The 19,263-nt window shown below is 70.4% G+C and carries 19 protein-coding genes and 2 pseudogenes; 4 read left to right on the top strand and 17 right to left on the bottom strand.

Annotated elements, in window-relative coordinates; genetic code table 11:
• Positions 1-45: 45 nt before the first annotated feature.
• The 4 genes from AB0M56_RS01685 to AB0M56_RS01670 are packed head-to-tail and all read right to left on the bottom strand — an operon-like array spanning position 46 to position 5,210.
• Positions 46-2,100, bottom strand: a complete 2,055-nt coding sequence (locus tag AB0M56_RS01685; RefSeq protein WP_364169801.1) for an alpha-galactosidase — start codon at positions 2,098-2,100, stop codon at positions 46-48.
• Positions 2,097-2,984: a carbohydrate ABC transporter permease gene (locus AB0M56_RS01680; protein WP_364169798.1), complete on the bottom strand. Its 888-nt coding sequence runs from the start codon at positions 2,982-2,984 to the stop codon at positions 2,097-2,099. The genes AB0M56_RS01685 and AB0M56_RS01680 overlap by 4 nt, the downstream gene beginning before the upstream one ends.
• Positions 2,985-2,986: 2 nt before the next feature.
• Positions 2,987-3,871 carry a sugar ABC transporter permease gene (locus AB0M56_RS01675; RefSeq protein ID WP_364169795.1) on the bottom strand — a complete coding sequence of 295 codons (885 nt, stop codon included), beginning with the start codon at positions 3,869-3,871 and terminating at the stop codon, positions 2,987-2,989.
• 31 nt (positions 3,872-3,902) lie between these two features.
• Positions 3,903-5,210 carry an ABC transporter substrate-binding protein gene (locus tag AB0M56_RS01670; RefSeq protein WP_364169792.1) on the bottom strand — a complete coding sequence of 436 codons (1,308 nt, stop codon included), beginning with the start codon at positions 5,208-5,210 and terminating at the stop codon, positions 3,903-3,905.
• Positions 5,211-5,374: 164 nt separating this feature from the next.
• On the opposite strand from AB0M56_RS01670, the gene AB0M56_RS01665 reads away from it, so the two are divergent.
• Positions 5,375-6,079: a FadR/GntR family transcriptional regulator gene (locus AB0M56_RS01665; protein WP_364169789.1), complete on the top strand. Its 705-nt coding sequence runs from the start codon at positions 5,375-5,377 to the stop codon at positions 6,077-6,079.
• Between the two features lie 3 nt (positions 6,080-6,082).
• Here AB0M56_RS01665 and AB0M56_RS01660 read toward each other — a convergent pair whose 3' ends face one another.
• The 3 genes from AB0M56_RS01660 to AB0M56_RS01650 are packed head-to-tail and all read right to left on the bottom strand — an operon-like array spanning position 6,083 to position 7,923.
• Positions 6,083-6,682: a TetR family transcriptional regulator gene (locus AB0M56_RS01660; RefSeq protein ID WP_220245140.1), complete on the bottom strand. Its 600-nt coding sequence runs from the start codon at positions 6,680-6,682 to the stop codon at positions 6,083-6,085.
• A 37-nt stretch (positions 6,683-6,719) separates the two neighbouring features.
• Positions 6,720-7,421 (bottom strand): hypothetical protein, encoded by a 702-nt coding sequence (locus AB0M56_RS01655; RefSeq protein ID WP_364169787.1) that lies wholly within the window; start codon positions 7,419-7,421, stop codon positions 6,720-6,722.
• Positions 7,414-7,923, bottom strand: a complete 510-nt coding sequence (locus AB0M56_RS01650) for a SigE family RNA polymerase sigma factor (RefSeq protein WP_364169784.1) — start codon at positions 7,921-7,923, stop codon at positions 7,414-7,416. The genes AB0M56_RS01655 and AB0M56_RS01650 overlap by 8 nt, the downstream gene beginning before the upstream one ends.
• A gap of 137 nt (positions 7,924-8,060) precedes the next feature.
• On the opposite strand from AB0M56_RS01650, the gene AB0M56_RS01645 reads away from it, so the two are divergent.
• From AB0M56_RS01645 to AB0M56_RS01635, 3 genes are all read left to right on the top strand, one after another.
• Entirely contained in the window at positions 8,061-9,080 is a 1,020-nt protein-coding gene (locus AB0M56_RS01645) for a GntG family PLP-dependent aldolase (protein ID WP_364169781.1), read from the top strand.
• A complete protein-coding gene (locus tag AB0M56_RS01640; protein WP_364169779.1) occupies positions 9,077-9,655 on the top strand; it encodes an HAD family phosphatase in 579 nt (192 codons plus the stop codon). The genes AB0M56_RS01645 and AB0M56_RS01640 overlap by 4 nt, the downstream gene beginning before the upstream one ends.
• Positions 9,656-9,747: 92 nt before the next feature.
• Complete coding sequence (locus tag AB0M56_RS01635) at positions 9,748-10,560, top strand: SAM-dependent methyltransferase (RefSeq protein WP_364169776.1); 813 nt, start codon at positions 9,748-9,750, stop codon at positions 10,558-10,560.
• A 14-nt stretch (positions 10,561-10,574) separates the two neighbouring features.
• Here the strand turns inward: AB0M56_RS01635 and AB0M56_RS01630 are convergent, their stop codons facing one another.
• The 10 genes and pseudogenes from AB0M56_RS01630 to AB0M56_RS01585 form a co-directional block, all read right to left on the bottom strand.
• Positions 10,575-11,492, bottom strand: a complete 918-nt coding sequence (locus tag AB0M56_RS01630; RefSeq protein WP_364169773.1) for an alpha/beta hydrolase — start codon at positions 11,490-11,492, stop codon at positions 10,575-10,577.
• Positions 11,493-11,648: 156 nt separating this feature from the next.
• Positions 11,649-11,834, bottom strand: a complete 186-nt coding sequence (locus tag AB0M56_RS01625) for a hypothetical protein (protein WP_360598045.1) — start codon at positions 11,832-11,834, stop codon at positions 11,649-11,651.
• Positions 11,835-11,956: 122 nt separating this feature from the next.
• Positions 11,957-13,123, bottom strand: a complete 1,167-nt coding sequence (locus AB0M56_RS01620; RefSeq protein WP_364169770.1) for an aminotransferase class I/II-fold pyridoxal phosphate-dependent enzyme — start codon at positions 13,121-13,123, stop codon at positions 11,957-11,959.
• A 44-nt stretch (positions 13,124-13,167) separates the two neighbouring features.
• Positions 13,168-13,383, bottom strand: a pseudogene (locus tag AB0M56_RS01615) (transglycosylase SLT domain-containing protein); the annotation flags it as partial.
• 1,704 nt (positions 13,384-15,087) lie between these two features.
• A pseudogene (locus AB0M56_RS01610) lies at positions 15,088-15,312 on the bottom strand (WXG100 family type VII secretion target); the annotation flags it as partial.
• 126 nt (positions 15,313-15,438) lie between these two features.
• Entirely contained in the window at positions 15,439-15,750 is a 312-nt protein-coding gene (locus AB0M56_RS01605; RefSeq protein WP_364169767.1) for a hypothetical protein, read from the bottom strand.
• A gap of 143 nt (positions 15,751-15,893) precedes the next feature.
• The gene (locus tag AB0M56_RS01600; protein WP_364169765.1) at positions 15,894-16,652 is read right to left on the bottom strand and encodes an ESX secretion-associated protein EspG; all 759 of its coding nucleotides are present in this window, start codon (positions 16,650-16,652) and stop codon (positions 15,894-15,896) included.
• Positions 16,649-18,241: a hypothetical protein gene (locus AB0M56_RS01595; RefSeq protein ID WP_364169763.1), complete on the bottom strand. Its 1,593-nt coding sequence runs from the start codon at positions 18,239-18,241 to the stop codon at positions 16,649-16,651. Before AB0M56_RS01595 ends, AB0M56_RS01600 begins: the two co-directional genes overlap by 4 nt.
• A gap of 8 nt (positions 18,242-18,249) precedes the next feature.
• Positions 18,250-18,801, bottom strand: coding sequence for a DUF3558 domain-containing protein (locus tag AB0M56_RS01590; RefSeq protein ID WP_364170717.1), 552 nt, complete (start codon positions 18,799-18,801; stop codon positions 18,250-18,252).
• A gap of 40 nt (positions 18,802-18,841) precedes the next feature.
• Positions 18,842-19,231, bottom strand: a complete 390-nt coding sequence (locus AB0M56_RS01585; protein ID WP_364169761.1) for a PE domain-containing protein — start codon at positions 19,229-19,231, stop codon at positions 18,842-18,844.
• Positions 19,232-19,263: the final 32 nt, after the last annotated feature.

Genomic DNA, 19,263 nt, shown 5'->3' with positions numbered 1-19,263 from the left:
AACGCCCTGCCGGCCCAGTGAAGCCGGCAGGGCGTTTCGCTGTGTTCAGACCTGAGTGAGGACGAACACGTCTGCGTCGTGCTGCGCGGTCCACTCGACGGGCAGACCCACGTGCACAAGGTGCGCGCCGGAGTACTCCGCGCCGGCCTCGTCGCGGTAGGTCGCGGCGGCGTCGAGCCCGTGCAGCTTGATGCGCGACGAACGGCCCGGCACGAGCGGCGTCCCCACCAGCTGCCCGGTGCTCCAGGCGAGCACCACGGTCTGATCGCCCAGCGTGTACTGGCTGGCCGCCGTGGGTTCCGCAGGTCCGGAAAGGACGCGGCACCGTCCGGTGTGGAGGATCGGCCGCAACTCCTTGTACCGCGCGATCAGCTCCGTGGCCTCCGCCCGCTGGCCCGCGTTCCAGTGCGACAGATCGGCCCCGATGCCCAGCACGCCCGCCATCGCGAGCACGAACCGGAACCGCAGCGAGCGCGGCCGCGGGTCGAACACGCCGGGTGCGTCGGTGACCCACGAGCTCATCAGGTGCGGCGCGTGCATCAGCAGGAACCCGTCCTGGATCCGCAGCCGGTCCAGCGGCGCGGTGTTGTCGCTGGGCCACACCACGTCGCTGCGCGACACCGTCGCCAGGTCCGTGCGGCCACCGCCGCCGGCGCACGACTCGACGATGAGGTCGGGGTATGTCGTGCGCAGGTGGTCGAGCAGCCGGTGGTAGTTGGCGACGTGCTCGGCGTCGAGGTCCGCCGACGGCGCGCTGGGGCGGCCGCGTTCGGTCGGCGGGCGGTTCATGTCCCACTTGAGGTAGGAGATCGGGTACGCGGTGAGCAGCTCGTCGAGCACTCCGCGCACGTACTCGAACACCTCGGTCTTGCCGAGGTCGAGCAGGAGCTGGTTGCGGATCAGCGTCGCGGGGCGGCCGTCGAGGCGGTAGACCCAGTCGGGGTGTTCCGCGTAGAGTTTCGACTTCGGGCTGATCGCCTCGGGCTCCACCCACAGGCCGAAGTCCAGGCCCAGCGCGCGCACGGAGTCGACGAACACGCCGAAGCCACCCTCGAACGACGTCTGCTCCGGCGTCCAGTCGCCCAGGCCGCCGGTGTCGTCGTCGCGGCCGACGAACCAGCCGTCGTCCACCACGAACAGCTCCACGCCCAGGTCCGCGGCCTGCTTGGCGAGGTCGAGCTGACGCGCGCCGTTGACCTCGAAACCGGTGGCTTCCCAGGAGTTGTAGAGCACCGGGCGGCGCTTTTCGAGCCGCGGCCCGGCGAGCTTGCGCGAGTACGCGTGCCACACGTCGGCCAGCCCGGCGAGTCCGTCCATACTGGATGCCAGCGCCAGCTCCGGAGTGACCAGAGACGCACCGGGTTCGAGCCGGATCGGGCCGGGATTGGCCAGCCGGCCCGCGCGCACGCGCGTGAGCCCACTCGGCTCGATCTCGGCGTCGAGCTCCCACGAACCCGACCAGGCCAGGGAAACTCCGTACGCAGGACCGTCCGGCGAGGCCGCGTCCTGCACCGCCAGCCACGGCACGTACTGGTGGCCCGGCACACCGAAGCGGCTCGCCATACGGAAGCCGCCGGCTTCGAGCACGGTCGAGCGGCGGGTGAACTCCTGCGACCACTGCCCGGTCAGGTAGGTCAGCCGCGCGCCGTCGGGCCCGGTCGGCACACACACGCCCGCCGACCCGAGCCGGTCGATCTCGACGGTCGCGCCGCCGGTGTTCGCGAACTCGACCCAGCGGCACAGCACATCGGTGCCCGGCTCGGCGCGGTAACACTGCACCGCCCGCAGCCCGGTCACCTCGTCGACAAAGGCCAGCCGCAGCACGGTTTCCGTGGACTCGTCGGCGGCGAAGCGCCACCACGAATCCCCCGCGACGACGAAGTCCGCGCCCGAGAACGGCCGCAGGCCGCGCGGCGCGTACTCCACCGGAGCCGCGTCCGCGTCGGTGATGAAGTGCACGTCACCGCGGTTGGCCAGCGGCGACGGACCACGCTCGACGCCGCGCGGACCCCACGCGACGAGCTCCAGCCACCGGTTCCCCGGCTCCAGCGTGACGGTGTACGAAGTGGACTCGAGTTCGATCGTCCACCGTTGGTTCACTTGATCGCCCCGATCGCGAGCCCGGAGATGAAGTGCTTCTGGAACCGCAGGAACACGGCCACGGTCGGCACGGCGGCGATCACCGAACCCGCCGCGATCACATTCCAGTTGGACACGTACTGACCCTGCAGGCCGAGCAACGCCGGCGTCACCGGCATCACGGTTTCGGTGCGCAGCACGGTGATCGACCACAGCAGGTCGTTGAACGTCCAGGTGAACGCCAGCGCGCCGAGCGCCGCCAGCGCCGGGCGCGTCATCGGCAGGATGATGCGCCAGAAGATGGCGATCGGCCCGGCGCCGTCGATCAGCGCCGCCTGCTGGATCTCGTCCGGGATGGACCGCATGAAACCCTGCAGCACGAACGTGTAGAAGCCCAACCCGAAGCCGACCTGCACGATGATCAGCGCGGTGAGCGTGTCGTAGATGCCGAGCAGCTCGGACAGCTTCGACACCGGCACCAGCAGGATCTGCGGCGGCAGCAGGTTGCCCGAAAGCATGACCAGGATGATCGTGCGCCGGAACGGGATCTGGAACCGGCTCAGCGCGAACGCCGCGGCCGACGCGAGCAGCAGCGACAGCAGCACGGTCGGGATCGTGACGATGAAACTGTTGAGCATCGCGTGGCCACCGCCGCCGACACCCCACGCCTCACCGAACGAGCTGAGGTCGAACGAGTGCGGCAGCGCGCCGAGGCCGTTGCTCGCGATGTCCGAAAAGGATCGGACGCTGGTCGTGATGACCAGCACGATCGGCAGCAGCCACAGGACGGACAGGCCGCCGGCCAGCAGGTGGAAGCCGAACGTGCGGCCCTGCTTGCGGTGGCTGCGCTTGGCGGGAACTCGCTCTTCCGGCGCGGCGGCGGGTGCCGGCCGGGTCGTGGTCACGCTCACTGGTCCTCCCGGAACGCTCGCACGAGGTAGGTCACGATCACACCGAACGCGAGGACGAAGATCACCACGGCCAGCGCGGACGCGTAACCGAGCCGCAGCGACTGGAACGCGGTGGAGTACATGTAGGTGCTCAGCAGCTCGGACGAGTGGTACGGCCCGCCCTTCGTCATCGACCACACCACGTCGAACGACCGCAGCGAGTCGATGATGATCACCGACAGGACGACGGAGTTGACGCTGCGCAGCTGCGGCCACGTCACGTGGCGGAACTGCTGCCACGCCGTGGCACCGTCCAATTTGGCCGCCTCGTACAGGGCGGGGTCGATGCCCTTGAGCCCGGCCAGGTACAGCACCATCACGTAGCCGAGCTGGCGCCACAACGCCGGCACGAGCACCGCGTAGAGCGCGGTGTCGGGATCGGCGAGCCACGAGTGTTTCCAGCTGTCCAGGCCGATCGCGCCGAGGACGTTGTTGAACACGCCGTCGGGCTGGTAGATCGCCTGCCAGATCAGCGCCGTGGCGACGAGCGAGAACACCACGGGCGTGAACAGCGCGGCCCGGTAGAACCCGACGCCCTTGCGCTCGCGGTTGAGCAGCATCGCGAGCCCGAGCCCGCCCGCGGCCGACAACCCGCCGAACAGCACGATCCAGATCACCGTGTCGAGCGCGGCGGTGCCGAAAATGTCGTCGGACAACATCTCGGCGTAGTTGTCCAGCCCCACGAACGTCGGCGCGGAGACCCCGTCCCAGTTGGTCAGCGACAGGTAGAACCCCTGCAGCGCGGGCCAGAAGACCCAGAAGCCCTCGACGGCCACGGGCACCAGCACGAACAGGAGCAGCGTCGGGGGCACGCGGCGGACCGCGCGCCTCCGACGCTTCACCGGGGCAGCCGGAGCTGCGAGCACCGCCATGTCAGGACTGCCCCTGGAAGACCTTCGCCGCGGCCGTCTGCCAGTCACTCAGGATCGAGTCGAGCTCGTTCGGCTTCTGGATGAAGCGGATGAGCGCAGCGTCGGCCGTCGGCTGCAGCGCGTCGGAGGAGTCGCGGTTGAAGAACTGCGTGAGCTCCTTGGCCTCGTCGAGCATCTTCTTGCCCTTCAGGACCAGCGGCGTGCCGTTGTTCTTCGCCGACGGGTTCGCGGGCAGCACCGTGCCGGAGGAGTTCTTGATGTAGAGCTCCTGCGCCTCGGCCGTGGCCACGTACTTGAACCACTCCTTGACCTCGGCCACGTGCGGCGAGCGGGCGCTGGCGAAGAAGCCGTCGGTCGGGCCCTCCTCGGCGACGGGCACGCTCGGGTCGAGGATCGGGAACTGGAAGAAGTCGAGGTCGTCCAGCGCGTCCTTCGGAGCGGCGTCGGCGAAGAAGGTGCCGGTGAGCACCATGCCGGTCTTGCCCTGCAGCAGCACGGTGGTGGCGTCCTGGAACGCGAGCGCCGTGCCGTTCGGGTCGGTGTAGGGCAGCGCCTGACGCCACGGTTCGAAGATCTTCTTGACCTTCGGGTCGTCGAAGCGGCCGCGGCCGGCGAGCAGGTCGCGGTGGAACTGCGCGCCGTTGATGCGGATGTTGAGGTAGTCGAACCACGCCGAGGCGGTCCACTGCGTGCCGCCGCCCGCGCCGAGGCCGATGGGCGAGATGCCCTTGCCCTTCAACGTCTCGCACAGCGCGAGGAACTCGCTCCAGTTCGTCGGCGGCTTCACGCCCCACTTGGCGAAGTTGGACTTGCGGTAGAAGAAGCCCCAGAAGTAGTAGCTCGTGGGCACGAACACCTGGTGGCCCGCGCCGTCGCCGGAGAGGCTGCGCATGGCCGGGGTGTAGTTGCCCATCGTCTGCCACACGTCGCCGACGTCGAGCAGCAGGCCCTTCTTGGCGTAGCCCGACAGCAGCGAACCCGGGTACCAGGTGAAGCTGTCGGGCGGGTTCGCCGAGGTCAGGTAGCTCGGCAGCTGCGTGCGGAAGGTTTCCGACGCGACGGTGTTGACCGTCGCCGTCGCGCCGCCCTTGTCGCCGAACGCCTTGGCGAGCGCCTCGATCGCGACCTTCGCCTGCGGTGAGGAGAGGTTCGACTGGACGGTGACCGCACCAGCGGCCTGTTTCACCGGGCCGTTGGAGGCCGAAGTGGCGCACGCGGCGAGAAAGCTGCTCGAACCGAGCGCGCCCAGGCCGACGATGCCGGCGTTGCGCAGGAAATGACGGCGGGACAGGCCTTCTGCAGTCGTCATCGCTGTGACCCCTTTGTCTGAATGGAGCGTCGCTCCCCTGCGGGGGAGTGACTGCTGGCACAGACTTGCAACCGGGCTGGCAGCTGTCAAGATGTATTCATAATTTATGACGTAATCGCGTCCGAGGTAGGATGACTCCGCACTGCCGACTGAGGGGACCTCCATTGTCCGAACACCGGCCCCGCGGTCTGCACGGACAGACCGTGGAGACGCTCGCCGCCCGGATCCTGTCCGACGAGTGGGACGAGGGCACCGTGCTCGACCTGCCCGCGCTGCGTGAAGAGCTCGACATCAGCCTCACCGCCCTGCGCGAGGCGCTGAAAGTGCTGGCAGCCAAGGGAATGATCGACGCCCGCCAGAAGCGCGGCACCTTCGTCCAGCCGCGCGACCAGTGGAACATGCTCGACACCGACGTCATGCGCTGGCAAACGGCGGCCAGCGACGACCCGGGCCTGCTCGACGAGCTGACCGAGGTCCGCACCGTCGTCGAGCCCGCCGCCGCGCGCATCGCCGCCGAACGCGCGGACGAAGGCGATCTCCTGGCCCTGCGGGCCGCCCTCGACGACATGACCACCGCCGGCGACGACCCCGAAGCCAGCGTCCGCGCCGACCTGACGTTCCACCGCGCCCTGATGACCGCGACGCACAACAACTTCCTCCTTCAGGTGGAACGCGTCATCGCGATCGGCCTGGCGGAGCGGGACAAGCTGGTGCACGGGTCGGGTCCGTCGGACAACCCCGTGCCGTCACACCGGAAGGTCCTGGACGCGATCCTGGCGCGCGATCCGGGGGCGGCGGAGAGTGCGATGTTCGCGTTGGTGACGAAGTCCCGGGACGACTTGGACAAGGCGAAGAAGTCGCGGCGGTAGGCGTCAGCTTTCGGCGAGCGCGGCCTGCAACATCCTCGCCGCCGCAGCACGCGGCGCCGGGTCCACCGCGATCAACGCGTTCACCACCGCGCCGTCGACGAGGGCCACCAGCTTCTCCAGCTCCACGCCGTCCACCGGCGTCCCCGAGCGGGTGAAGATCTCCACCAGCAGCTCGTTCAGCTGATCCGACAACGTCCGCATCAACGGCCTCAAGTACGGCCGCCGCCCGGTGGCGACCAGGCGCTCGTACCGCAGCAGCACCGCCTCCGCGTCGGCCTCCGGGTCGCCGGACGGCGGGCCCAGCAGGAGGTCCAGCACCAGCTCCACGGTCGCCGAAACGCCGCGGTTGCGGGTGGCCAGCTCCTCCAGCTGCTGCCGCCCGTTGGCCAGCTCCACCTGCGAGTGGTGCTCGACCGCCGCGGTCACCAGGTCCTCGAGCGAGTCGAAGTAGTACGTCGTCGACGCGAGCGGCAGGCCGGCCCGCTCGGCGACGGCCCGGTGGCGCACCGCGTCGAACCCGCCTTCGGCCAGCAGCTCCGCCGCGGCTTCGACGAGGGTGGCTCGCCGGCGCTCGCCCTTCGGGGTGGTTGCTGCTGCCGTCATGGCCGGTCATTCTGCCAGCCGCGCCATCAACAGGCCGTCAGAACCGGGGAGCCAGCGATGCGGCGAAGCGCGCCAGGTCACCGGCATACGGCGCGGGGTGCCCGAACGTCCCCGGCACACTCACCAGCACGAGGGTCCCGCCCGTACCGGTGGCGGCACGCTCAGTCACCGCGTCCGCCGATTGCGCCGGGTAGGTCACCGGCGCCCCGCGCGGGAACACGGCCACGGAGATCGAGCCGTCCGGCAGGGGGAACCCGGCTCCGCGGGCGCCCGTCGTACAGATGCTGCCCTGGGAGGCTTCCGTGGCGGTGAAGTGACCTGGGAGCTCGCCAGCGAGGGCGGTGGCGAGCTCCCAGTCCACCTTTTCGCACCCGGAGGCGCCTTCGACCCGAGGGCCGGTCCTCCCGTCTCCACTGCCTCCCTGCTGAGGCGGCAGAGCCGGGAAGTTCCCCTCCCCAGTACCCAAAGGACGCGCAGCCGACGCACCGGGTTGCGCGGGAGCTTCGGCCGAATTCATGACAGCGGCGGAATCGGACTTACCGCCCGTGTCGGCCACGAGCCCGTACGCGCCGAAGCCCAGCAGGGCCAGCACGACAGCGCTTCCACCAGCGGCGATGCGGTTGCGACGGCGCAGCGTCAGCCGGCGCGACTCGCGGACGACGTCGTCCTTCGTGAAAGACGGAGGCGGCACCGCACCGGGCAGGCCGGAGAACAACGACTCCGCGTCACGCTCATCCATTGGCCTCCACCTCCCGTTCCAGCACCTCTCGCAGGTTCGCCAGCCCCCGTGCGGTCTGGCTCTTCACGTTGCCCTCGCTGCAGCCCAGCGCCTTCGCCGCGGCCGTCACGTCCAGGCCCTCGAAGAACCGCAGCACGAGCACCGCGCGTTGCTTCGGTGGCACTTCCTTCAGCGCCGCCAGCAGGTCTTCCCTGGACGCGACGCGCTCGGCCAGGCCAGGCGTGTCCGACATCGGTTCCGGCAGGACGTCGGTCTGCCACTCCCGGCGCCACGGCCGGCGCGACTCGTCGATGACGGCGCGCACGAGCGTTTTGCGCACATACGCGTCGGTCGCGGCGCGGTCCCTGATCTTCTTCCACCTCCGGTGCAGGGCGACGAACGCCGTCTGGGCGAGGTCGTCGGCCTTGTGCCAATCGCCACAGAGCAAGTACGCGGTCCGGCGCACGGCGTCCCGCTTCGCGGAGAAGTACTCCGCGAACTCGTCTTCGTCGCGCTGGTCCACGCGGTCCGCTGCTCCGCTCTTCTGCTCATCCGTCCTCAAGGACGGAACCGGGGGCGTCCACGGTTGCACGAGACCGCCGATTCCTTCCACCCCCCGCCGCATTGATCGCGCGGGTGGCGGTGTGATGTGATCGCGGCGTGACCTCGACTCCGCTCGATTTCCGCTCCGACACCGTCACCCGCCCGGATCGGCGCATGCGGGCCGCCATGGCCGAGGCCGAGGTCGACGACAACGTGATCGGCACCGACCCGACCATCGCGCAGCTCGAAGAGCGCGCCGCCGCGACGCTCGGCATGCCCGCCGCGCTGTGGACGCCGAGCGGGACCATGGCGAACCTCATCGCGCTGTCCGTGCACCTCAAGCGCGGCGACCGCTTCCTCGCCACGCGCGGCGCCCACGTGCTCACCAACGAGCTCGGCTCCGCCGCGTGGCTCGCCGGCGGCATGCCCGACATCCTGGAGCACGACGCCGGCCCCGGCCGCCCGACGCCCGAGCTACTGCGCGCCTCCATCGGCAACCCCGGCCCGTATTTCACGCTGCGCACCACGCTGCTCTGCCTGGAGAACACGCACAACGCGGCCGGCGGCGCCGTCACCCCGCCCGAGGAGCACGCGCGGCTGGTCGCCGTCGCGAAGGAAGCCGGGCTCAACGTCCACCTCGACGGCGCCCGCATCTGGCACGCAGCCGTCGCGCTGGGCGTGCCCCCGGCGGCGCTGACCGTCGGCGTCGACAGCGTGAGCGCGTGCTTCAGCAAGGGCCTCGGCGCGCCGGTCGGCTCGGTCGTCGCGGGCAGCGTCGAGTTCGTGGAGCAGGCGCGCCGGATGCGCCAGATGCTCGGCGGCGGCGTGCGCCAGGGCGGCATCCTCGCCGCGGCCTGCCTGGTCGCGCTGGAGAACGTCGGCGAGCTGGCCGAGACCCACGAGCACGCCCGGCGCCTTGCCGCGGGCCTGGCCGAGCACGGCTGGGGCGTCGCCACGCCGGACACCAACATCGTGCTCGCCGAGGTCCCCGACCTGGGCGTGGCACTGGAGTGGCTCGGTTCGCTCGGCATCCAGGCGCTGCCGATGGCCGGCAAGGTGCGCTTCGTGCTGCACCGCGACCTCGAACCCACCGCCGTCGAAGACGCGCTGCAGCGCATCAAGGCGGGCGCGCGATGAACTGGATCGTCTTCGACTACGGCGAGGTCCTCTGCACGCGCACCACCGCGCTGCCGAAGCTCGCGGCCACGATGGGCGTGCCGGCCGAGGAGTTCGAGCCCGTCTACTGGGCGGTGCGCGAGCCGTACGACCGCGGGTCGAGCGACCTCGAGTACTGGACGTCGATCGGCGACCGCCTGGGTGCGCGCGTGGACGACACGATGTCGGAGGAGCTCACGGCCATCGACATCGCAGGCTGGTCGAACCTGGCGCCGTCGTCGCTGGAGCTGCTCGAAGCGCTGTCGGAGGCCGGGGCCGCGCTGGCGCTGCTGTCGAACGCGCCTTCGTCGTTCGCCAAGTGGGTGCGCGAGCAGGAGTGGGCGAAGCTGTTCCGCGTCACGCTGTTCTCGGGTGACGTGAAACTCGCCAAGCCCGACGCGGAGATCTTCCGGCTGCTGCTGGAAAAGCTCGACGCGAAGCCGGAGGAGTGCCTGTTCTTCGACGACCGCGAGTCCAATGTGGAGGGAGCGCGCGCCGTCGGCATCCGGGCGCAGCTGTGGGACGGCGCCGAGGCCGCCCGCGCCGCGCTCGATTGAGGCCTTACCGTCGCGACACGGCCGCCCACCGGGCGCGAACTCGATCACCTAAGCTGTGCGCGTCCTGACCGATCTTCTCCGGTAGGTGCGCTGTGGCCGACCACCTCTCGCCGGTCGACTTCGACCGGCCGGGCAACGCGCGGGTGTACGACGCCCTGATGGGCGGCCGTGACCACTACGCCGCCGACCGCGCCGTGCTGCGCCAGATCCTGGAGCTGGCGCCGGCCGCCCAGACGATGGCGCAGGAAGTGCGGCAGTGGCTGGTGCGCGCGGTGCGGATGCTCACCGACCGCCTGGGCGTCGACCAGTTCCTCGACCTCGGTTCGGGCTTTCCGACGGTGGAGAACACGCACCAGGTCGCCCAGCGTGTAAACGCCGAAGCGCACGTCGTCTACGTCGACCACGACCCGGTGGTGCAGGCTCACGGCCGCGCACTGCTGGCGGAGAACGACTACACCCACATGGTCGGCGCCGACCTGCTCGACCCCGAGCGCACGCTGGCGCACCCGGACGTGACGGCCCACCTGGACTTCGAGCGTCCGCTGGGCCTCATCCTGTGCGCGGTGGTGCACCACATCCCCGACTTCGCCGTGGCGAAGGCGGTGGTGAAGGCCTACGTCGACGCGCTCGCGCCCGGCTCGTACCTCGTGCTGCTGCACCAGTACAACCCCGCGGACGGCAGTGCGGCCGCCGAGCTGGCGACCGCACTGCAATCCCGCTTCGCCGCCACCGGCCTCGACACGCTCTACCGCACGCGCGAGGAGATCGCGTCGCTGTTCGACGGGCTCGAGCTCCTGCCGCCCGGCCTGACCCATCCGCACCTGTGGTGGCCGGGCGGCCCGCGCCTGGCCCCGCTCACGCCGACGAACTTCACGACGCTGGCCGGAGTGGCGCGGGTTCCCTAGTCCACTGTGGAGCGTCAGGCTCGCCGGAAACACGAGTCGACGAAGTCGAAGATCAGCTTTTCCAACCGGTCCTTGGTTTTGGGGTCCCGCAGCATGTCGGTGCCGTGGGTCCCGCCCGGCAGGATCTCCAGGTGCTTGTCGGCCGGCGGCGCTCCGGACGCCTGGTACAGCTTCTTCACCTCGCCGATCATGTTGCCGCTGTAGTCGTCCGGCTCGACGGCGAAGAACGCCGGCCTGGTGACCTTGCGGAGGGCCGCCACCGAGTCACCGCCGCAGTTGCTCGGCGAGGACAGGATCAGCAGGCCCACGAGTTGCGGCTCCTTGGCCGCGAGCCGCGCGGCCGAGCTGCCGCCGCAAGAAGCGCCGCCCAGCAGCATCGACTTCGCGCCACGGCGGTGCAGCTCGGCGAGCGCGGCGCTGGTGTCGGTGTCGAAGTTGCCGGTTACGGAGCCGTCGTTCTTCTGCGCCGCGCCGTGGCCGCGGTACTCGAACACCATCACGTGATAGCCCTTGGCGGCGAGCTTCTCCGCGGTGTCCAGCCACGAGCAGATGTAGTAGCCGGACTCGTGGTCGAGGAGGATCCCGCGGTCACCGGATCCCAGCTCGATCGCCGGCAGGTGCAAGCCGTCCGAGGTGGTGAGGCTGAGCACCTGCGGGTCGAGCCGCTCGGGCACACAGGTGTTGACGGGGAAGCCCTGCGCGGTCTTACGCGTACGCTTCGGCGCGGTGACCTCGTACGGCGGCGGCGGGGTGGCGGGCAGCCGTTGCGTGACGGTGACCAGCGGTTTTGTCGGGGCCTGCTGTCTCGAGGTCTGCTGCGCTAAGGTCGCCTGCGCCGACTGCTCAGGGGCGTTGGCGCTGGCCGTGCAGGCGGTGACGAAGAGCGCACACAGCAGAGCCAGCAGCGACCCGGCGGTTCGAGTGGTGGTCATCGGTCCTTCTTCGGCGGAGCGGTACGCGCTCCACGGTGACTGACCGATGTGAGGAAGCGATGAGGATCAGGTCAGCGTGCGAACACGCCGATGCGGCGCCCAGCCGTCGTGGCCGGTCGCCGCACCGAAGGTCAGGGCCCCCTGAAGTCCGAGCTATCAGCGCCCGATGCGCTTCGCGTCCTTCTTGCCGCTGATCGCGCCGTAGGCCGCGGTGCCCAGGAACACCGCGCCGCCGATGATCGCGATCCACAGCACGGCCTTGAAGACGAAGCCGATCACCGCGCCGAGGACCATGAAGGCGATCCAGGCGACGATGAGCCCTCCGACGATCTTCCAGAACATGGCTCCTCCATGACGTTTCCGCGCCACGCCGGCCCGGTGCTGTCCAGCGTGCCACTCGCGGCGCGAAAACTCTCTCGTCCAGGCCAACGTTCAGGGGGATATCCGGGTTCCCCCTGACCGGTTCACCTGAGCCATTCCCCCAGGCGGCGGACCCCTTCGTCGACGTCCTCGGTGGCCCCCGCGAACGAGAACCGCACGAACTTCCCGCCGTCCAACGGGTCGAAGTCCACCCCCGGCGCGATGGCCACGCCCGTGTCGGCGAGCAGGCGCTGGCACCAGCTGAGGCTGTCGTTGGTGTACTCGGAGACGTCGGCGTACGCGTAGAAGGCCCCTTCGGCGGGGGCCAGCTTGTCGAGACCGATTTTCTTGAGCCCGGCGAACAGCCGATCCCGGTTGCGCCGGTAGTGCTCCACGTGCGCGTCGGCCTCCGCGTACGACTCCGGCGTGAACGCCGCGACGGCCGCGTGCTGCGCGATCGCGGGCGGGCAGATCGTGAAGTTGCCCGTGAGCACGTCCACCGCCCGGTGCAACCGCTGCGGCACGAGCATCCAGCCCAGCCGCCAGCCCGTCATGGCGAAGTACTTCGAGAACGAGCCCAGCACGAGCGCTTCGCGGCCGTACTGCCACGCGCAGTCGAGCTGCTTCTCGTACGAAATGCCGTGGTAGATCTCGTCACTGACCAGCTGCACTCCGTGGGACGCGCACCAGCCCGAGATGGCCGCCAGCTCCCCGGGCGGCAGGACCGTGCCCGTCGGGTTGCTGGGGCTCGCCACGATCAGGCCGTCCAGCGGCCCCAGCTCGTCCAGCAGGTCGACGGTGGGCTGGAAGTTGGTCTCGGCGGTCGTCGCGAATTCCACGACCTCGCAGCCCAGAACCCTCAGGAGGTTCCGGTACGCCGGGTACCCAGGCCGCGCCATCGCCACCCGCGCCCCGGGGTCGAACGCGCTGAGGAAGCTCAGCAGGAAGCCGCCCGAAGAGCCGGTGGTCATCACGACGTCCTGCGCGGCGACATCGACGTCATACGTCCTGCGGTAATGCCCCGCGACGGCCTCGCGCAGCTCCGGGATGCCGAGCTGCTCGGTGTAGCCCAGCGTGTGCTCGTCCAGCGCCGCTTTCGCCGCCCGCCTCACCGCTCCCGGCGCGGCCGCCGACGGCTGCCCCGCCGCCAGCGACACCAGGTCCCCGTGACTGCGCTGCCTCGCCTGCGCCGCGGACAGCACGTCCATCACGTGGAACGGGGGAACACCGGCCCGCAGAGCGGGCCCACCGAAAGCACCGATGTCGACCATGCGGCCAGGCTAACCCGGGGCCGAGTTGCCGTGCCCACGGCTGGTCAGTACCCGCGGTAGGCCCCACCGTGTGCCATCGCCGCGATACCGGGCACGTTGCCCATCGACCCGTATCGATCGAGCGAGTACCGCACCCCGGCGATGATGTTGTCGACCGGGTTGTAGATGTTGTCGTGCCCCGGGAGCTTGTGCGCCTGGAACGTCGAGTCGATGCACTGCATCAGACCCTTGGACGGGTGCCCGGCGGCCGCGTTGGAGTTCCCGGTGAGGAACACGTGGTCGCCCTCGCGCGCGGTCCAGGTGCCGAGCTCGGTCGTCACGCACCAGACGTCGGCGCGCCCGGCCGGCTCACGGTGCAGGAACGCCCCGGTGACCACCGGGTTGTTCGCCCGCACGGCAGCCTCGCGGCGCCACGTCTCGTGCTCACCCGTGCGATCGGTGATCGACACGCGCGGCCGAGCGCCGGAGAGGTAGACGGCCAGCGTGATCGCCTCGAGCACCTCGCCCGGCGCCTGGTAGATCGTGACCTTCGGCTTGGTGAACCCGGGGCGCAGGTGCCGCGTACCCTCCGCGTCGGTCACGGCTTCCAGCCACGCTTCACGCTGCGCGGTCGACATCGCCAGGACCTGGCGCACGGCTTCGGACTTCGGATTTCCCGCGCGGTGCAACAGGTCCTGCGCGTAGTCGTAGTCGATCCGGAACTGGTGCCGGGGCCCGCAGCCACCGCGGTCGTCGACGTACACCGCGTGCGGCACGTCGTCGAGCAGCTCATGCAGCTTCGCCACCATGTCCTTTTTGGACTGTGCGATCGAGATCGTCGGCCGGTGCCGGCGCGTCTCGACGTGGCCGTCGCCCGCGATCCAGCCGAGGATCGCTGCCTCGCGCACGGTCACGTCGAGCGCCGGCTCCGTGTCGGCGGGCGCGGCGAGCAGAATCCGGTCGCGGCCGCCGACCTCGTCAGTCGTCACGAAGCGGGCTTCGTCGGCGTGGACGTTGCGCTGTGTTTCCGGGACCACGCCGTGGATCTTGCCGCGGTGCACGGCCACCCCGCTGGCGGGCGCCGTGCTCGTGCGCGGCTCCCACCCGCATTCCGGGCAGACAACCGGACCGTCCTTGGCGACCGCGACCCGCGGCAGGTTCAGCCAGCGGTGGTTCGGCGTGGTGGTCGCCGCCCAGCGGGAGCTGGCCAAGGTCACCAACGGCGCGTTCTCGTGGTGGACGACGCGCGTGACCCGGGTCCACTCGCTGCGCCGGGTCTGCGGGTTGTAGCCGATGGTCTCGTCGCCGACCTCGACGTCGTGGTGCTTCAGCAGCCCACGCCGGGTGAGGATGGCCGTGTCCAGCGGCACGCAGTCCCAGTTGTTGATCGCGTTGGGGTTACCGCCCGATTCGTGCTGGATGATCGCCCAGATGTTCTTGACGTCGGCTTCCGTGACGTTCACGCCGTTGGCCTGCAGGATCTTGATGGCCTCGTCGATCCATTCCTGCACGTTGCCCGGCGGCGGGGATCCGGGCGGGCCGCCGCTGGGGCCGAGGCCGCCGCCCCCACCGCCACCGCCGCCTCCTCCGCCGCCCCCACCGCCGTGGTGGGAGGGGGTGTGGAGGCCGCCGGTGCTCTGGGGGACGGTGCCGTCCTTGCCGGGCAGGGGGACCTTGTCGTAGCCGCCCTCGATCTGGGTTTTCATGAGGGTCTGCGACTGGCCGATCATGGTGTTGGCCTGGGTGAGCAGGGTCTGCACTTCGCCGTCGTACTGCGTCGTGAGGTTGTTGATGTCCGTCTTCGCCGTGGCTTTGATCTGCTCGACGGTGGGACTCGGCGCCGGCTTCTTCTCGTCCGCAGCGGTCTTGGCCGCGGCAGCCGCCGCGTTCACGTCCGTCTGGGCCTTCTGGTTGCGGGCGTTCACCGCCTTCTCCGCGTCGCCGAGCTTGCCCTGCGTGACCTTGGTCTTGATGTCGGCGAGGCTCTTCGCCAGGTTCGTCAGGTCGGTCGCCACGTCGCCGAGGTGGGCCTCGACCTTGGCGCCCGCGCTGCGGACCGTGCGGACGTAGTCAAAGAAACTGTCGGCCGCGCCGCCGGACCAGACGCTGCTGTCGAGCGCCTTCGTGGTGTTGTCCAGCGCCTGCGAGTGGTCGGCGGCGTCGGTGGCGGCGCCGCGGAACTGGTCGGCCGCCTTGTTGATGGCGTCCACGTTGAGTTTGGCGACTTGGTCGACCTTGTCCGTGAACGCTTTCCAGTTGTCCGGAGTCCCGGCACCGACCCCATCCAAAGCCACTTGACGCTCCCCCTGCTTTTCGTTCCCCGAGCCCGCTTTATCCTATTTGTCGACGTGGACGGTCAGGTCGCTCTTGCCGACCTCGTCCATTTCGGTCATCAGACCGGCGGCCTTGCGCATGGCGAACGCGAGCGCGTCCATGTGCCGGCCCGCGGCGTCGAACTGGCTGTGCACACCGTTCTTGAACTCACCGACCGCGCTGTGGGCGTCCTGCGAGCCGGGCATCCCGCCGAACGGGCTGTCCTTTTCGTGGTCCATGCCGGTGAGCTTTTCCTTGGACTTCTGGTATTCGTCCTTCAGCTTCTCGACCTGTCGCGCCGCGATGGCCATCGAGTCGACGTCGTAGACAGCCACGGTCCGCTCTCCCCTTCACGAAAACCAACATCCGACCGATCAGACGTGGGCATGACCAGGTCGGTTCCCGGCCCACTTTAAGACCTCCGCCGCACTCCCGGTACGGATCTTCGACGAATCCACCCCGGCGTGCCAGGAACGGTTCACAAACCCGCCTGCAGCTCGTGCACCCGCTCCACCAGCAGCGCGTTGTCCGCGGGCGTGACCGTGGCCCACGTGTGGCCGTCGGAGTCGTCGGTGAGCTGGAAGAGGTAGCGGCCCGCGTCGGTGTCGAAGAAGGCCGTGGGGTGGGGCGAGCGGCGGACGGTGCCGTCGCGGAGGGTGCGTTCGGCGGTGAACTGGCCGCGGGCTTCCTGGCCGAGCAGCATGCCGGCGAGCTCCTGGGCTTCCCACAGGGCGAGGCCGTGATCTTCCAGCACCGTGACCAGGGCTTTCGGGTCGCCGCCGGCTTTGGTGTCGGCGGCGACCAGCGTCGCGTGGGGCACGGACACGCTCTGGCCGACGCCCGCGGACAGCTCCCCGGCGACGGGCACGGCGGCTTCGGCCAGCGCGCCCTCGTCGGCGGGGATGAGCCAGACCTCGTCGCGGTCGACGACGGCGAGCACGGCCTGGCTGCCGCGGCTGACGGCGCGCCCGTGGATCTCGCGGTCGGCCCAGACCCAGACATCGAGGGCGTACTGCGGGCGCGACAGCAGGTGCAGCTGGTCGAACAGCTCGCCCGACGCGCGGCGCCCCCGCGCGAGGCGTCGGCGCGAAAGTCCTTCCCACACCTGTTCGATCAATGCAGCGCGCTCGGAATGGGTGCGGCCCGGCGAGGGCACGCCGAGCGCGGCCGGGCGGCGACCCAGCTCGAGCGACTCCCACAGGACGTCGAACTCGAGCGTCGAGAGCACGAGGTTCACGCGTCGTCGCCGATCACGTCGTCGGAGACCAGGCGGGGGTCGGTGAAGAGGTCCTTGTCGTCGACGCCGAAGCGGCGCACGTGGTCCGCGTCGTCCTCGTTCTGCGTGGCCGCGGGGGCGAGGAACTTCGCGTCGCCAGAGGGCTGCTTGGGCTCGATCTGCTCGGTCTTGCGCAGCGCGATCGCCTCTTCCTCCGGCAACTCCACCGGCAGCGGACGCACCGGTCCCTTCGACGGCGCACCACCGAAACCCCGGTGTGGGCGTTCGCGATCGCCCGCCAGCGCACCGCCGGCCACGCCCGCGCCGAGCGCCGCGGCACCTGCGCCGAGCTCACCGGCCGACGCACCCGGCTGCGGCGGCGCGGCGGGACCGCCCACGCTCTCTTCCGGCACGACGGGTGACTGCGGACCACTGCCGACCATCCGGCCCCGGCTCAACGCCGGGTCGCCACCACCGGTCCCGCCGCCAGTCCCGCCGCCAGCGCCGCGGCCAAGCACAGCGTCAGGCCCGGTCGAACCACCCGCGGCAGCACCTCCGGAACCGGGCCCGGGACCACCGCCAAAACCACCACCGGCACCCGGCCGGCCCTCGAAACCGGCACCGAAACCAGGCCCACCACTGCGAACCGGCCCACTGAACCCAGGCCGTCCAGGCACCTCCGGCTGACCGCCTCCCCGCGGCATTTCCCACCCAGGCGGAGGCGGCGTCGAAGGCCGACCGGAAACGGGCGGAGCAACTGGCGGCACCGGCCGCCCCGGGGCCGAAGCGGGCGCCGTGTACCCAGCCGACCCACCCGATCCACCGGACCCCGCCGACCCACCAGTGGGCGGCGGCACCGCGATCCCGTACGCCGGCGTCGGCGGATCCACCGCCACCCGGTTCGCCACGGGCTGCACCACCGGCGGATCCACGTGCCGCGACTGCACTGACGCCGAAGCCGGCCGCACCCCCCCGTCCGGCGTCACGTCGACCGCCGAACCCGCCAGGTCGAGCACGTTCTTGCGCCCGTCCGGCTGCGTCATCGACAGGGACTGCGGCTGGCTCAACGGTTCCGACGACAGCAGGTTCTCGCCGCTCTGCTGCGCGTACGCGTTCAACGCCTCGAGCGCCTGGCTTCGCGCGTTCTGCGCCGCGTCGACCGCCGTCGCGTGGTCGGTCTCGAAGCCGATGAGGCTCAGCACGGAGTCGCCGAGTGTGTAGCCGCCGGCGCCCTTCATCAGGGTGGCGGGATCGGGCAGCTTGAACTTCGTGCGGTTGAAGGCCTCGCCCTGGGCGAAGAGCAGCTCGGCGGTGTTCGACACCTTCCGCATGGCGTCCTGGGAGAACCCGGCCTGGTCGGTGAACACCTGCCCGGCCGCGCCGCCCGCCTGGCTCTGCCACTCCACGCCGAGCTGCGTCAGCTGCGTGCGCAGCGCCTGGTCGGTCTCGGCGAGCGCGGTCGCGACGGCCTTCAGCGCGTCCACGGCCGTGCCGATGCTGCCGATGCCGTCGCCGTCGGAGAACTTCCGGATCTCGTCCGCGAGGGACGTGTCCGTCCAGCCGTCGAAGCGCTGGTCGCGGATCTTGCCCGCGAGGTCGGAGATCTCCACGCGCCCTCCTAGGTCCGTGTCTTGAGGTACTGCAGCGCCAGGTCGGCCGCCTGCGTCGCCTGGTCGCACAGCTGCTGCTGGGTGAACGCGCCGGCGGTGACCGCAAACGCTTGCGCCGCCAGCGTCTGGCCCTTCGCGACGCCGACGAGCGCCTCGCAGTCCGACGGCGTGCCGGCCGCGCGGTAGTTCGTGAGCGCCGGGTAGCCCTCGACCGCGAACGGCGCCGTGGTCATGCTGTTCTTCCGCCGCGCGCCGGTGAGCCACTCCTGCAGGTCGGCGGTGACGGTGCGCAGGTGGTACGCGTGGAACGGCTCGGCCTTGTCCGCGTCGAACACGCACGTGGGGCCGTCCTGCGGATCCGCGGCCTTGCGCGGCACGGCGTTGACCTGCAGCTCGTCGAGCTGCGCCTGGCCCAGCAGGTCGCACGGGTCCACGCCGGTGAGGGAGAGTTCGGCCGGGCGCGGCGGCAGCTGCGAAGCCTTCGCGGCCTGCGATGCCGAGCTCACCGCGGTCTGCACCGGAACCGCCGTGCCGGCATCTCCGGACGAGCACCCGGCCACGCCTAGCGCGAGCACCGCGACCGCGCTGAAAGACAGAGCGCTAGTGGATGCCGTGCGCACCACGGTCCCCGAACGCCGCAGCCTTGTCGTCCTCGCTCGCCTGGTACGTCTGCGCCGCGCCCCGCAGCTGTTCGCCGAGGCGGCGCAGGTTGGCGACGTACGCGCGCGCTTCGGCCGCGTACGAGTGATCACCTTCCGCGACGATCATGTTCCACGCCGCCACGGAGTTCACGCTCACCGCGTCGGCCGAGGGCGTGTCGATGCGCAGCTCGCCCAGGCGCGTCAGCAGCTTGTCCTCGAGCGCGTTGGCCTGCTCGTCAACGGCCTTCGCCACGTCCAGCAGCTTCTCCGGCGCCACGATGAGGTCCGCGACGCCGGGCGCGGCCGGGACGGACGACGCCAGGTCGGACAGCGGACTGCTTTCCGCCATAACGCTCCCCCTCGGTGATGTCTACGGACAGT

It is taken from the genome of Amycolatopsis sp. NPDC051372, assembly GCF_040682095.1.
GTDB lineage: Bacteria > Actinomycetota > Actinomycetes > Mycobacteriales > Pseudonocardiaceae > Amycolatopsis.
This window is presented reverse-complemented; position numbering and strand designations above follow the sequence as displayed.